Annotated in this window: 16 protein-coding genes; 5 read left to right on the forward strand and 11 right to left on the reverse strand. The window is 51.0% G+C overall.

Annotation, left to right across the window (positions count from 1 at the left end; genetic code table 11):
• Positions 1–242: 242 nt before the first annotated feature.
• On the forward strand, positions 243–1,916 hold the full coding sequence (locus H8876_RS00640) for a class I adenylate-forming enzyme family protein (protein ID WP_465250718.1): 1,674 nt from the start codon (positions 243–245) through the stop codon (positions 1,914–1,916).
• A gap of 83 nt (positions 1,917–1,999) precedes the next feature.
• The gene (locus H8876_RS00645) at positions 2,000–2,317 is read left to right on the forward strand and encodes an ATP-binding cassette domain-containing protein (protein WP_346727818.1); all 318 of its coding nucleotides are present in this window, start codon (positions 2,000–2,002) and stop codon (positions 2,315–2,317) included.
• Positions 2,318–2,717: 400 nt separating this feature from the next.
• On the opposite strand, the gene H8876_RS00650 is transcribed toward H8876_RS00645, so the two are convergent.
• The 10 genes from H8876_RS00650 to H8876_RS00695 form a co-directional block, all read right to left on the reverse strand.
• Positions 2,718–3,509, reverse strand: coding sequence for a class I SAM-dependent methyltransferase (locus tag H8876_RS00650; protein WP_249286130.1), 792 nt, complete (start codon positions 3,507–3,509; stop codon positions 2,718–2,720).
• Positions 3,510–3,544: 35 nt separating this feature from the next.
• Entirely contained in the window at positions 3,545–4,537 is a 993-nt protein-coding gene (locus H8876_RS00655; protein ID WP_249286131.1) for a ketopantoate reductase family protein, read from the reverse strand.
• Positions 4,534–5,376, reverse strand: coding sequence for a class I SAM-dependent methyltransferase (locus tag H8876_RS00660; RefSeq protein ID WP_249286132.1), 843 nt, complete (start codon positions 5,374–5,376; stop codon positions 4,534–4,536). The genes H8876_RS00655 and H8876_RS00660 overlap by 4 nt, the downstream gene beginning before the upstream one ends.
• A 250-nt stretch (positions 5,377–5,626) precedes the next feature.
• On the reverse strand, positions 5,627–6,160 hold the full coding sequence (locus H8876_RS00665; RefSeq protein WP_249286133.1) for an alpha/beta fold hydrolase: 534 nt from the start codon (positions 6,158–6,160) through the stop codon (positions 5,627–5,629).
• A 96-nt stretch (positions 6,161–6,256) separates the two neighbouring features.
• Entirely contained in the window at positions 6,257–6,979 is a 723-nt protein-coding gene (locus H8876_RS00670) for an L-2-amino-thiazoline-4-carboxylic acid hydrolase (RefSeq protein WP_249286134.1), read from the reverse strand.
• Positions 6,980–7,030: 51 nt separating this feature from the next.
• A complete protein-coding gene (locus H8876_RS00675) occupies positions 7,031–7,714 on the reverse strand; it encodes a class I SAM-dependent methyltransferase (protein ID WP_249286135.1) in 684 nt (227 codons plus the stop codon).
• Between the two features lie 44 nt (positions 7,715–7,758).
• On the reverse strand, positions 7,759–8,664 hold the full coding sequence (locus tag H8876_RS00680; RefSeq protein WP_249286136.1) for an alpha/beta hydrolase: 906 nt from the start codon (positions 8,662–8,664) through the stop codon (positions 7,759–7,761).
• A 12-nt stretch (positions 8,665–8,676) separates the two neighbouring features.
• On the reverse strand, positions 8,677–9,282 hold the full coding sequence (locus tag H8876_RS00685) for a class I SAM-dependent methyltransferase (RefSeq protein ID WP_249286137.1): 606 nt from the start codon (positions 9,280–9,282) through the stop codon (positions 8,677–8,679).
• A gap of 4 nt (positions 9,283–9,286) precedes the next feature.
• Positions 9,287–9,901, reverse strand: a complete 615-nt coding sequence (locus H8876_RS00690; RefSeq protein ID WP_249286138.1) for a class I SAM-dependent methyltransferase — start codon at positions 9,899–9,901, stop codon at positions 9,287–9,289.
• A gap of 110 nt (positions 9,902–10,011) precedes the next feature.
• Entirely contained in the window at positions 10,012–10,590 is a 579-nt protein-coding gene (locus H8876_RS00695; RefSeq protein ID WP_249286139.1) for a TetR/AcrR family transcriptional regulator, read from the reverse strand.
• Between the two features lie 379 nt (positions 10,591–10,969).
• On the opposite strand from H8876_RS00695, the gene H8876_RS00700 reads away from it, so the two are divergent.
• The 3 genes from H8876_RS00700 to panC are packed head-to-tail and all read left to right on the forward strand — an operon-like array spanning position 10,970 to position 13,926.
• Positions 10,970–12,226 (forward strand): Rossmann-like and DUF2520 domain-containing protein, encoded by a 1,257-nt coding sequence (locus tag H8876_RS00700; RefSeq protein WP_249286140.1) that lies wholly within the window; start codon positions 10,970–10,972, stop codon positions 12,224–12,226.
• A complete protein-coding gene (gene panB / locus H8876_RS00705; RefSeq protein ID WP_177264991.1) occupies positions 12,223–13,056 on the forward strand; it encodes a 3-methyl-2-oxobutanoate hydroxymethyltransferase in 834 nt (277 codons plus the stop codon). Before H8876_RS00700 ends, panB begins: the two co-directional genes overlap by 4 nt.
• Before the next feature lie 3 nt (positions 13,057–13,059).
• On the forward strand, positions 13,060–13,926 hold the full coding sequence (panC, locus tag H8876_RS00710) for a pantoate--beta-alanine ligase (RefSeq protein WP_249286141.1): 867 nt from the start codon (positions 13,060–13,062) through the stop codon (positions 13,924–13,926).
• A 512-nt stretch (positions 13,927–14,438) separates the two neighbouring features.
• Here panC and H8876_RS00715 read toward each other — a convergent pair.
• Positions 14,439–14,651 (reverse strand): hypothetical protein (locus H8876_RS00715; RefSeq protein ID WP_249286142.1); only part of this gene is annotated, 213 nt, incomplete at its 5' end.

A 14,651-nucleotide genomic window follows, 5' to 3' on the forward strand; every position in this document is an offset into this window, starting at 1 on the left:
TATACTTGTCATGCGGAAACCTCCAGTGTATGGTTTTGTGTGGTAACTTAACTTTAACACAGAATTGAAGTTTCCGCTTTTTCTTTATTTAGTTGTAACACATGTATTGTAATCCTACACACCCGACCTGCCCAACTATTCGTGAGCACATTGACCTTACAGCAAATATATGGTACGATAAACGGAGCTTGTGCTTTTGGCACAGGCTCTACTCATTTATGGAAGCAACACGTTTCCGGAGGATGGAGAATCAAACAAAAACACGAAAGGACGGGGAGACCATGCCGGTAACCGATTTACTTGAAAGAAACCATAAGCTTTACAGCGATGAAGTCGCTCTCGTAGAGCTGAACCCAATGATGAAAGATCACAGAAAGACCACCTGGAAGGAGTACGATCTGGTACAGCAGACATCCTCGACCCCTTATCGAAGAGAAATCACATGGAGCATCTTTGATGAAAAGGCTAATAGAGTTGCCAATATGCTTCTTTCCAGAGGGATCAAGAAGGGTGACCGAGTAGCGATCCTCATGTTCAACTGCCTGGAATGGCTGCCGATCTATTTCGGGATCCTGAAGACAGGTGCCATCGCCGTACCGTTCAATTTCCGGTTTTCGGCGGATGAAATCAAATACTGCGCTGATCTGGCAGAGGTGCATATCCTCATGTTCGGTCCGGAATTTATCGGACGTATAGAATCTATCGAAGAAGACCTGAGCAAGGGCAGACTGCTGATTTACGTTGGGGACGGATGCCCTACCTTCGCGGAAAGCTATCGTGAACTGGTGGCAGACTGCTCAAGCCAGCCGCCACTGGTGCGTCTTGATGATGATGACGATGCAGCGATCTATTTCTCTTCGGGAACAACTGGATTCCCCAAGGCAATTTTACATAATCACGAAAGTCTGATGCAGGCTGCACAGATGGAACAGAAGCATCACGAAACGAGTCGAGACGATGTGTTCCTGTGCATCCCGCCTCTTTATCACACCGGTGCGAAATTCCACTGGATGGGAAGCCTGTGTGCAGGCAGCAGGGCTGTGCTCCTTAAAGGTACGACACCGGAGATCATCCTGGATGCCGTTTCCAAGGAACACTGCACGATTGTGTGGCTGCTGGTTCCATGGGCTCAGGATATCCTCGACAGCCTGGATCGCGGCGATATCAAGCTGGAAGACTATGATCTGGACCAGTGGAGACTTATGCATATCGGTGCACAGCCGGTACCGCCATCATTGATCACCCACTGGAAAGAATACTTCCCGAATCATAAATACGACACCAACTACGGCCTGTCGGAATCCACCGGACCGGGATGCGTTCACCTGGGTATGGAAAACATCCACAAAGTCGGTGCCATCGGCGTGCCGGGCTATCGCTGGAAGTGCAGGATCGTGGACGAAAACGGCGTGGAAGTGCCGCAGGGAGACGTAGGAGAACTCTGCGTCAAGGGACCTGGCGTCATGACTTGCTACTACAACGACCCAGAAGCTACAGCCAAGGCTCTGAAGGACGGATGGTTGTATACCGGCGATATGGCCATGCAGGACGAGGACGGATTCATTTTCCTGGTAGACAGAAAGAAGGACGTTATCGTCAGCGGTGGAGAAAATATCTATCCGGTACAGATCGAAAACTTCCTCAGCGCTTACGACAAGGTGAAAGACGTTGCAGTCATCGGTCTTCCGGACAAGCGTCTGGGCGAGATCACCGGTGCCATCATCGAAGTCAAAGACGGTATGGAATGCACCGAAGAAGAGATCGAGGATTACTGCAAAGAGCTGCCGCGCTACAAGCGTCCGAAGAAGATCATCTTCGCAGAAGTACCGCGTAATGCGACCGGCAAGATCGAAAAACCGGCGCTGCGTAAAAAATACGGCGCAGACAAGCTGGTAGAACAGCAGAACAGAAGCTAGAAGAAAATGCATAAAAGAGGTGATAGCTTAGAATGCCAATACCACATAAGGATGTTTTAATTTAATGCCTATACGGTGCAATAGTGATTTTCCGCGGCGGGAAGCTATCCCACAGTGCAAGAACCAAGCAGTTCGGTATGGTGATGCAGGATGTCAACCATCAGCTTTTTTCGGACAGTGTGAAAAACGAGTGCTTGTCGGCCAATCCGAATGCCACCAATCAGGAGATTGAAAATCTGCTGAACAGCTTTGACCTGCTTGACTGCATCGACCGGCATCCGCTTACCCTGTCGGGCGGACAGCGGCAGCGACTTGCCATCTGTCAGGCAATTATGGCCAAAAAGAAATTTTTGATTTTTGACGAGCCGACAAGCGGATTGGACTTCCGCCATATGTGCTAGGTGACCGAAAGGTTGAAGCAATTGTCACAGCACGGTTATATTCTGTTTGTCGTCACGCACGATTATGAATTTTTGAACCGGGCGTGTAACTGCTATGTCCGGATAGAGAAGATAAATTGATCGGAAAAATGAAAAAGCAGCGACTTTGAACGGTCAAATTTGCTTTCAGATCTTCAACAGCAACAGCAACCCCCACACCGATCGCCTGACCGGTGCGGGGGTTGCTGCGCTTATTATGTCTTATATCTGCATTTGATTCCTGAGCTTTTCAAGCACCAGGATTTTGTCCCCATCATACCAATCGTCGCAGTAGCTTAGCGCTTCGGTCTGCGTTCGGATAAGCCTTGCATGCATAATTTCAGCAAGGGAACGGTCAGCTTTCGCTGATGCCGTTGCCGCTTTACTTTCTTCCCACCAGCAATGTTGAACCGCGAAGCATCAGGCGTCCGGCTTCCTTCGGCGTCATAAAGCTGCTGTCGGTCGTGTCAATCAGTTTCACGCGCTCATAGCCCATGTCCCTGAGCTTTTGGATAAATGCCTGCATATTGCCGTATCTACGGGGCGACATCAGGTCATGGATAGCAAATGTTCCGCCTTTTTTCAGCACGCGCAGCGTTTCCAGCAGAAGCTGCTGCTTGTCCTTTCCCGTGATATTATGATAGACATAGTTGCTGGTCACCGCGTCGAAGCTCTCGTCGGGGAAATCTAGCTTTACGGCGTTCCCGCGCCTGAACGAAGCGTTCTTCACGCCCTCCGCAGCGGCGTTTTTTTCGCACAGCGGCAGGCTGAAGGAGGCGTATTCCTTGCCCCAGCGATCGATACCGATCATTTTTCCCTGGGGATTGCGCTTTGCGCAGGCAATGGTCAGCGCACCGCTGCCGCAGCCGATGTCCAGTCCCACGCCGCCCTCCGGCAGCGTGATATGCTCCGCCGTGCCGTCAATGATCTGCTTTGAGAGCTTGCGCTCGCCGTCATAGGAAAAGCTCCGATAGGCATTCACGCACCACTGGGTGTACTTTGCACAAACGACAAAGGCAATGCCGAACACCACTCCCAGCACGACGCGCAGCTTTCCGCTCACACAGACGCCGAATACGCCGAAAACCAGCAGCAGCGCAAGGGACAGCACCGTTCCCGCGATGAGTGAAAATAGCATTCCCCTGGGGATCCAATTTTTATAGTCAGGCTTCATATTCAAGACTCCTTTTTTATTAAGTGTGCTTTCTCTCATAAACCACAGCCGCGATGCACCAGATCACGATGGCGGTATTGGTACTGCTCTGGCTCATTACGGACATCCATGTGGCTGCCGGCACCTGCCTCCAGCGCCTGCCACACGGGATAAGCCGCGCCGTTCTCATCAAAGAACCGCTTGATATCCCGATTCAGTGCGCTCATTTCTTCTATTGCGTTCATGGCATGGTCAGAGGCGCAGAGTTTGCCCAGCGAGGTGGCGCACATGAGTTTAAAGAAGCGCAGACAGGTCTTGCGGTACTTTTCGCTCTCAAAATCTGCGTCCGCCTTTGGCAAAATGGCGTGCCCCGCATTTCGTATGGCACGATAGCCCTCTATGTTGGCATCCAGCAGACGGTTCAGGTACGCGGTGTCTCCCTTGAGCTTTTTCAGGTCACCGTCCGTCTTATAGCAGGCAAAGACCGCCGGCATCACAAACGCGGCATGGCAGAGCAGATAATCCTCCATATTAGGCTCGTAAGCGACCTTGTATTTTGTGCCGCAGAATATTTGCCCGATCAATTGTTTATTGGAGGCTACGTCCGGCAGCTGCCCGATGGTGATCTTTTTCAGGTCAATAGAAACGACCCGGTCAGATTCCCGATGCCCGGCAGAGAGAGCAAAGGAAAACAAGACATTTTTCTCCGGCAGTGCCGCCGCCAGCGCTCTTGCCTGCACATTGTTACCCACAAAAACGATGTTCTTCGTCCGGTTCGTTCGTAGCGTGTCCAGAACGGAATCCAACTGTGTATAGCGCAGAACAACAAAAATCACATCGTATGCTGCATCCGGTGCAAGCGCAGTCACCACCGGAATGCGGCTGACCGAGGTGCGGGGCGAAAATTTGTCCTTGATCCGCAGTCCGTTCTTCCTGATTTCCTCTGCCCATTTTCCCCGGGCAAGCAGGGTCACGTCCTTTCCAGCACGAAACAGATTCCTTGCCAGATTGCATCCTAAAACACCTGCACCATATACCAGAATTTTCATTGCTTGCCTCCAAATCTAATCTTTACGATCTGCATCTTCATCATTCCGTCACCGACTCTGGCGAGAAAACGGAAAAAGCCGCTGACGGATGGATCGCGAAGGTCGTTGTAGCCCAGCATATAGCCCCGGCTGGTGACCTGCAAACGGCTGTCCCACGCGCCGATCTCTTTGGGAGCGTAGGAAACCGCGAAATACGCGCCAACATCCTTGATCTTCGCATTCTTGAGCCATGTCTTGGCGATCATCTTCACCGCCGTCCGATTCGCAGCGTCAAATACAAGCACACCGCTGGGGAAAGAGTCCGCCATGCACTGTACCAGCGCCTTGACCTGCTCTGTCAGAAAGTAGTAGAACACGCCGGAGGCAAAGAATACTGCACCGTTTGAAGCGTCGATTTCAGAAAACCATGCCGTATCGTTCAGATTGCAGGGGATATTTTCCTCACGCTCCCCGGCGGGCAAAAGCTCGTTACGCACGGCTATGACATCGGGAAAGTCCAAATTGTACATCTTGCAGCTGCCGTTGTCGCAGGCTCTTCCGGTGCTGTCCAGCCCGCAGCCCAGATTGACCACCGCCGCTTTGGGGTGAGATTTCAGATAATCCCGCACCTCGCAAGCAAGGTCATTCTGCCGCATGGCCACCTCCAGCGAACCGAAACGCTGCATCAGGCTGCGAGATTTTTTCTCCGCCTCAGAAAAATCGTAGTCGATCTCGTCAATCAGGCGAACCGCTGTTTCGTCCCGGTAAAGATTCGGGTATAGTTCTGAACAGACCTTCCGCGCATACAGCGGAATGATCAGCGTCTCCTGTACGGTGTTTTTCTCAATTTTGTATTTCATGGGTATCACTCACTTTTTGATAAATGGCAGTTCCGGCATACAGTCACGCTCGGCGATGTGTGCCAGCATTTCGGCGAGCCCCTTTGGATCGCGTATCTGATATTGCATATGCTCGTATCCTTCAAACACGGGATAATGGCCGCAGGGGTAGGCTTCCATCACTGCCTGACGGTATTTGAAATGATCTTCTATGCTGCCAAACTCGAAATAGATATGCTTTTGCAGTTCTTCGGGAAGGGACGGAAAGGGCTTATCCTCCAGGCTGTCCAGAATATGCCGCCGCAAATTTGTATAGGTCAGATTTTCCCCCTGCGGCTATAAAATACGGCTTTATGGAATCGTCGTCACACCACAGAACCTTTTTCAGTGTGCCGCCCTTCGACCAGTACAGGCTCCTGATAGCGAAATACAGAAACGGTGTCATAATGCGGCGCGTACCTTTTCCGATTTGCGCAAACTGCCCGCCGTCAAAGAAAGCGTGCTCCACGGGCAGCTTCGTCTGCGTCAGAAACGCCATGGCAAGGTCTGCACCGATGGAAGAAGCGACCACCATCGCCAGCCGCTCCACGCTCTGTCGATGCAGAAAGTCCTCCACCTGCCGTATTTCGTCCAGCTTGCTGACATATTTCTGCCCCTCGCAGTAAACGGTGGAGGTAGGCAGAATACAGAAATACCGATCCTGTAAATATTTCGCAATCGGTTCGCTACTCGCTCCTGTCACACCCATTGCATGAAAGAACAGCACGGCAGGATTCCTCCTGTCGCCATATGTTTGAAACAGCATTTCTATCACCTCATATTTTCATAAAAAACACGCAGGATGCACCCAACGTTGTGCCGAGAAAGGGAATCAGTATTCCGAGAAAAGTTTTCATTTATCTCACCGCCTTTGCGTGAATTGTTGCTTGTTTCGCCGAAATCCGGCTTCATCCCGATATTCGGGATGTTCTTTTACATACGGGTCCTGGTCGCCGCAGATGGTATAGTCGCACCGGCAGCCGTTCACGCAGGTGTTCGTCCGTATAAGCCTTGCATGGAGCAACTCCATAGACGCAAAGTCCACATTACACAGGGCGGGCATAATATCCGTAAGACCGTGCTTGATAGCAAACTCCGCTGCCGGGCACGCCGTAAATTCATAATAAATAGGCTTGTCAGTTTCATAAGGCGCAACCGACATCTCGTAATCGTGCCATTTGTCGCAGCCGCTTTTCGCACGAACAAACGCCTTGTACATCAGCTTCCTCCAGAACGGCTTGTTGCAGTCCACAAATTTCAGCTTGCGGAAAGTCGGAAGAATCAGATTTTCCTCCATCTCTTCGATTTCACGGAACGAAGTAACTGCTTTGCAGACCACATAATAGCTCATGATGGCGATGCAGTCGTAGGTGCCGCCTACGCTGTTGTGGAAGTTCTTTTTGCCGCCCAAGTCGGTGCGCCAGTCGGAGAGAAAGACCGCGTACTGCCGCTGCACCTTTTCCCATACTGTCTCCCGCTCTGCTTCCGGATAGTGCAGGGCGATTTTTGCCTGTATCTCTTTCTTGCAAGGCTTTGAATACAGCACATGGCTTTTGCGGTCGAATGGAAGTTCGTTGTCCTTCATCTGATTGCCTCCCTCCTTGTTCTTTCTTGTGTGCATGAGACTATCTCAGATTTAACCCGCTTTTCGGCAGACAAACCATGCCATGCTTTTCAGTTTTCCCATGTTCACATCCGTATACATTCCATCCAGCCGTACTTTCAGACTGGAAACCGTCTCATAGGGCGGTGTGAAAAAACCTGCCTTTTCATAAACATGCCGGACAAACCAATCCGTCCGCTTGTGCTCGCCCATCACATAAAAGCAGCCGCAGAAGGTTCCGCCGGGTCTCAAGACCCGGAAAACCTCCCGATAAGCGGCTTCCTTGTCCGGAAAAGCATGAAAGCCGTTCAGCGACAAAACGATGTCGAAGGTGTCGTCTGCATAGGAGAGTGCTCCCACATCGCCCTGCTGAAAGGTTACGTTGTTCAGATTCAGTCGGTTCGCTTTTTCCTGTGCCTGCCCCATCATATCCACCGAGTAATCGAGGCAGGTGATGTCCGCCTCCTGCATAGCCCGGTAAACCGGCATGGTCAGAACACCGGTTCCGACCGGCACTTCCAGCAGCTTGCCGGAGAAATGCTCCGGAATACCGGACATTGCCTTTTCTAGATAGGCGTCGTTTTCCGCCTTGTTCATTGCCCATACCAAGCGGCACACCGCTTTCCCGCTCAGAGTAGAGCAGGTGATCATGCCGTCATAAAAACTGTTTCCGCCCGTCATTCGGTACGCACCGCGAATGGCTTCTTTTTGTTCCATGGTTATTCCTCCGTGTTTCAATCATCACACGACCGTTTCCGATCTCATTTTTTCAAAATGTCCACGATTTTCGCAAAGTCCTCCTTTGCTTCCTTGAAGATCGGCAGCATACAGTAGCAATGCACCATCTTCGGGCGGGCGGACACCGTATAGGGGACATTTGCCCGTTTGCAGGCGTTTTCAAAATCGGGCAAAGCACCGTAGAGCACTTCGTCGGCAGAATAGAAGAAGTGAATATCGCCTACGCCGGTAAAATCTCCCCGAGAGCCGGAGAGCATATAGTCCGGCACATTCTCGCAGCCGTGCCGCATGAACTTCTCCACCGTCACCATAAAGGAATAGTCGATGGAAACGTCCCGTTCATTGAGCGCCTGCATCCGTACCTTTTCCGCGTCGTTCCACGGCACCTCGCCGGGGGATACGGCGACGATGTGCCTCGGCTGCGTCAGCGGCTCGGGCTGCGCGTTATTGTGCGCCGCAATCCCCAAAGCCAGCGCACCGCCGGAGGAAAAGCCGCAGGTGCTGACGTTCCCGCCACCGTACAAGCCGACCATTCTGCGGTAACATTCGTACACCATCGCGTATGTTTCAGTAATGCAGTGCTCCATGCAGAGCGGGTAAAACGGAAACCACACATCACAGCCGGTCTCGCGGCAGAGCTTGCGCATCACAGGGAGGTCGCCTTTGTCCGGGCCGATCACCATGCCGCCGCCGAAAAAATAAAGAATCGCGCGCTCGGACGGCTTCGGATGCTCTCGCACGATCAGGCAGGGAAAGCCGTTTATCGCAATCGTTTCATAATATGCCTTGCGGTCGGTGGGCGTAAAAACGCCACGATGCCGGTTCTGTTTTTCAATTTCCTTTCGCAGTGCATCCTCCGGCAAGGCGAACGCCTTTTTCGCGCCGGAGAGCTTGTATACGCTGCGTAAGATAGATGCAAAGATACTCATGATTTAGTCTCCTCATTTCCACGCCGTAATGCAGAGCCAGCTTTTCTTTTTGTGTATCTGCACATCGTGAAAGCCCGCCTGCTCCAGATACGTCTTCAGCTCGGCGTCCTTGTAGATGGTCATGCCGCCGATGATCTCCGTCCACTTCTCGTCCTTGTCCGTGTCGCCGTTGCTTTCGTTGCAGATGAGTAATGTCCCGCCGGGCTTCAGCACCCGATAAACCTCTCGGAAGCACTGCGGCAGATCGGGCCAGAAATAGACGGTTTCAAAGGCCGTCACCGCATCGAACCAGTTATCAACAAACATCATATCCGCCACGCTGCCTTGCAGAACGGCGCAGCGTCCCTCCACGATGGCAGTCTCATTGACCTTTTTGGATTTCTCCACACTGACGGGGGAATAGTCAATGCCCTTGACAATACCCTCCGGGCATTTTTTCAGAAGTCTCTTGATGTTCGCCCCTCCGCCGCAGCCGCAGTCCAGTACCTTGGCATCCGGAGCAAGCTCCAAAAAATAAAGCCCCCACCGTGCCACAGGACTGTGCCCAAGGTTCATCATGGCAACCATAATTTTTCCGCCAAGCCCTATAGGCTTGCGGGTGTTCTCAAAAAATGACATCTTATCACACCTCCGATTTCACACATTCGGTATAAGTTAACGGAAATGACGCTTTCAGAACAACGCTTTTCCGCACCGCCCAGCCGTTTTGCCGTAGAAAGCGCAGGTATTCCTCGCTCGTCCACTTGCTGCGGAGAGGGAAGCCTGCCATCCTCATAAAAAATGCCCTGACCTTGCCGGAAAACGAGTTTTCCGCATGGGTAAAGGTGGGCGCGATCAACACGCCATCATCTTTCAGTACCCGTTTTATCTCTTGCAGGGCTTTTTCCGGCTGCGGCACGATATGCAGCGCGTTGGATACGATTACCACATCGAAGGACTGATCCGCATACGGCAGGCGGAACATATCCTGCACGGAAAAGTGCAGCTTTGCCGAGCGGTTATCCCGCTTCACCTCGGCGATCATCTCCGCAGAGGCGTCCGTCGCCTCGATGTGTGCCGCCGCGTTCACAATGTGCTTTGCAATCAGTCCCGTGCCGGTCGCCAGCTCCAGCACCGTTTTGTGCCGCACGACCGGCCGGATCATCTCATACATCTCGTCATACGCCGCCCCATCCTTTCGCATAAAGCGGTCGTAACGTCCGGCATTTTTGTCCCAGAAATTCTTGTGTTCCTGCATCTCTGTCATTCCTTTCAATATTAGATTAACCTAACCGACGCGTGCATCCGGGCGGTTAGATGGCGCTAACCGTCGTGCCTTAGAAAAGCCGCATTTCTGCGGTCTTTCGCTTATTCAAATAACGCCCTGCAAGCACCGTACACTAGCGTTTCCAGTACCTGCGGGTACAGTCCTCCTATTTGCTCCTTGTGTGAGACGGTCAGAATCAGTCCGCGTACTGTCGCGGCGGCAAGTGAAATCCCCCGTTTAGGAACAAGACTATATTTTTCCAGAAGCTGACGAATGTGCGTCTCGTCGTCGTGGTAATGCACATTTTTGACATCCTTCGGCAGTCTCTGCAAAAGCAGCTTCGCATCGTTTTCAATGAAAACCATATCGCCGGTATCGGACAGCCGCCGACAGACGGCAAGGACAGCCTTTGCCGCACGTTCCGACGGCTGCAAGCCGTCAGATTCGCGCAGTGCATGGTCAGCCACTCCGTAAAGCTCGGAGTGAACGTTCTCCAAAACCGCGAAGAAAAGCATTTCCTTGGATTCGTAGAATTTATAGAACGAGCCCTTCGCAATGCCGGCCGCCTTCGTCAGCTGCTCTACGGAGGTTTTCTTCATCCCCAGTGTGACGGCGCAGCGCCGTGTTTCCTTCAGCAGTGCCTTGCGGAGCTGATCAGTCTCGTAATCGGTAAAAGCCAAGCCTGCGCCCCTTAAATATGACCATTTCGGTTTATTTGGTCATATTATATCGCGCTTCTTTCTGGTTTACAAGAGGTGCGGAGAAAAAACGCTAATCAAAATGTAGGATTACAATACATGTGTTACAACTAAATACTTAATATAAAATCCAAAGACGAATGTGCGGATTCAAGATAGAAAAAAGACTCTGACCTTTTACAGTCAAAGTCTTTCTCGGTTCTTTGCAATGCCCTATAAAGCAGTATTCTTATAATTTTTAAGTTACTTCCTTATGTGGTGTTAGCAAATGAGGTGCCACCTTTATTTTTGCAATTTTCCCTTTTCAAATCCGTCTCCCTGTGCTATCATAAAATCCGGATGGATGGTATTCAGTAAGCCAATGGGACAGACAGATCCTGGCGGCAGAAACTATACCGGAGAATATAAAAACATATTCATTTTCCTTATTCGGCCGAAAACAAGGCCGGCGCTTTTATCCGAAGAGGAACGAGACGAGAAAGGATATCACTTCACTGAAAAGTCATTGAAAGTCATTGAAAAAGCCAGAAAAGGCACGCTCCCGACGCATGATGCAGCCGTGCGACAAGCACCTGCACAGTACGCGGCACATAATCGACCGCGGGATCGGGAAGACTTTACAGAGGAGGGATGCAAACTGAATATAGGTTTTATAGGAGCAGGAAAAGCAGGCATGAGCCTGGGAAAATACTTTGCTGTCCGGCAACAGGATGCTTTGCAGAACGAGCGGGGATCGCACGCAGCTGCAGCAAATGCCGACGCGGACAGTGCAGCAAGCGCAGCCGCAGACAGCAGCATAAACGCCGCGCAGACGACCGTCAAGGGCTACTACAGCCGGAGCAGCGAGTCAGCGAGAGACGCGGCACGATTCACCAATTCGAACGCATACGATACGATGCCAGGAATACTAAGTGAATGTGATATGATTTTCCTCACTGTTCCCGATGGAAACATAAAAGCGGTCTGGAAGGAACTTTCCGGATATAATGTAACAGGAAAACTAATATGTCATTGCAGTGGCGCCATGAGCTCCCGCGAAGCCTTTGCAGGAATCGAGGAGACCGGTGCTTATGGATATTCGATCCATCCGCTGTTCGCCGTAAGCGATAAATATGAAGCTTACCGTGAACTGACGGATGTTTTTTTTACACTGGAAGGAAGTGCAGACGCGGAGGATGATCCTCACCTGGAGGAGATCAAGGAGTGGCTTGAGAGCCTGGGAAACCCGGTCGGCATGATCCGTCCGGAGGACAAGACCAGGTATCACTGTGCGGCGGCTGTCGCCAGCAATCTGGTGTGCGGGCTGGTGGATTTCAGCATGGAACTGCTTCAGATGTGCGGTTTCAGCGAAGAAAACGCTCTGACGGCATTACGCCCTATTTTGAAGGGAAACATGGCTCATATCGCATCTGACGGCCCCGAAAAGAGCCTCACAGGACCAGTGGAACGAAACGATGAAGAAACGATACAGAAACATTTACAGTGCCTTGAGACGGCGGAAGATCGGCAGCTTTACCGGCTGCTTTCCCGACGTATCACAGAGCTGGCGCAGCACAGGCATCCGGAGAGGGACTATACAGAGATCCGGCGGCTGCTGAGAAAGGATGGATCAAAATGAAAAATACCGTATTAAGCTTAATGAAAATGAAGGAATCCCGCGAGAAGATCTCCATGCTTACCTGTTACGATTATTCTACAGCACGGCTGATGGAGAGCTCCGGGATCAACATGATCCTGGTGGGCGATTCCCTGGGGAATACTATGCTGGGATATCCTGATACGCTCTCCGTTACCATGGAAGATATGATCCATCACGGCGCGGCAGTTGTCAGAGGCTGCAATGATATTTTCGTCGTTGTGGATATGCCGTTCATGTCCTATCAGACGTCCGTATACGATGCTGTGGTCAACGCAGGCCGCCTCATCAAGGAAACCGGCTGCAATGCAGTCAAGCTGGAAGGCGGAGCGGCTGTAAAGGATCAGATCAAGGCTATTACGGATGCAGGCATCCCGGTAGTTGCTCACATCGGCATGACGCCGCAGTCGGTCAACGCTTTTGGTGGTTTTAAAGTCCAGGGAAAGAGCGAGGCACAGGCGGCCCGGATTTTGCAGGATGCATACGATGTGCAGGAAGCCGGGGCGTTCATGGTCGTCCTTGAATGTGTTCCTGCAAAGCTGGCTGCGCTCATCAGTGAGAAGCTGGCGATCCCGACCATCGGTATCGGCGCCGGGGAAGGCTGTGACGGTCAGGTGCTGGTATATCAGGATATGCTGGGTATGTTCCAGGATTACGTTCCGAAATTCGTAAAGCATTTTGCCAATGCGGGAGAGATGATGGTGCAGGCGTTTAAGGATTACGATCAGGAAGTCAAGGCGGGAACGTATCCGACGGAGGCCCATGGATTTAAGATCGAAGAAGAAATCATCGAGAAGCTGAAGGAGAAATAGAAGATGAAGATCGCAACGACCATAAAAGAAGTGAGAAAACAGGTGGCTGACTGGAAAAGAGAGGGGCTGACGGTGGGTCTGGTACCCACCATGGGTGCGCTTCACGAAGGCCACGCTTCTCTTGTAGACACTGCAAAGGAGCAGTGTGATCGCGTCGTGACGTCGGTATTCGTCAATCCGACTCAGTTTGCGGCAGGAGAGGATCTGGATGCCTATCCGAGAGATTTTGACCGGGATTGTGGGGTTTTAGAGGCACATGGATGCGATCTGGTCTTTCATCCGAGCGTAGAGGAAATGTATCCGGAAGGGGCTGCAACCTTCGTGGAGCTTCGATCGGATATGACGAAGCAGCTTTGCGGGAAAAGTCGTCCGGAGCATTTCTGTGGCGTCTGCACGGTAGTCAGCAAGCTGTTTCACATCGCTATGCCGGATAAAGCTTTTTTCGGGGAAAAGGATGCGCAGCAGCTGGCGGTTATCCGGCAGATGACCAGAGATCTGCTGTTTGGGATCGAGATCGTAGGATGCCCGACAAAGCGGGAAGAAGACGGTCTCGCAAAATCCAGCCGCAATGCTTACCTTGATGCGGAGGAGCGGAAAGCGGCCGGGATCCTGTATCAGGCCATCTGTAAAGCACAGGAGTACCTGAAAGAGCATCTTGATACAGAAGACGGGAAAACAGAAAGTCAGCCAGTGACGGAACTGATCAAAGATATCATAGGTACGGAACCGCTTGCTGAAATAGACTATGTGGATGCGGTAGATGGCATGAGCCTGCTTCCGGCGGATCGGATCGGAGACGGTGATTTGATCGCTCTGGCTGTAAATATCGGCAAGACCCGCCTGATCGACAATTTTACGGTAAGAAAATAGTGTGATCTGAAAAACAATAAGAGAAAAATAAAACTGCACCGAGCCTTATGGTGCAGTTTTATTGTTTAAAGCTATTTATACTCATTCGATTAAAAGGTGCTAAGTCAACGTACACGAAATCACGATAGCCTCAAACGGTGTTATAATTTATTTATTTACAGTACGTAGTATAACAGGTGAACCTGGGTGTAGCGCAACAGGTAAAATTCACATTATTGTAGACCCGACTTTACCTTTTTTGTAAAACCGGTTTCAGGAGGCAAAAAAGCGACAAATATGACCGGAATACTCCATGAAAAAAATTCTTAGATTTTTGTATTTTTTTTATTCTGTTCTGACAATTCAGGAAGTTCGAGAGGAATGGGGCTGGAAACGGCGGGGTCTGCTGCTGTAAAAAGAAAAACTTAAACCTGTCTTTGTGTCTTAAAAAAAGTTAAAAGAAAGCCGGAGTGCTGTGCACTCCGGCTTTCCCGGTCTTATCATTATTTATTCTCGTTTTGTTCAGGTAAGAACTAAGCTCTTTCTGTGAAAGCTTCGTGTTCTTCTTCTGTAACGCTGGAGTTTCCAGCCAGGCTGGTCTTCATCAGCAGGATGTATACTACGAATCCGATTACGAAGGACCATACGTAGTTGATCGAGTTGATGAATGTCCAGAAGGATCCCTGTACTCCGAAGTATGTAAGGAGTGGGAAGATGAATGCCAGAACCCATGCGATGATTGCTGC

Source organism: Lentihominibacter faecis (genome assembly GCF_014306095.1).
GTDB classification, from domain to species: Bacteria; Bacillota; Clostridia; order Peptostreptococcales; family Anaerovoracaceae; genus Lentihominibacter; species Lentihominibacter faecis.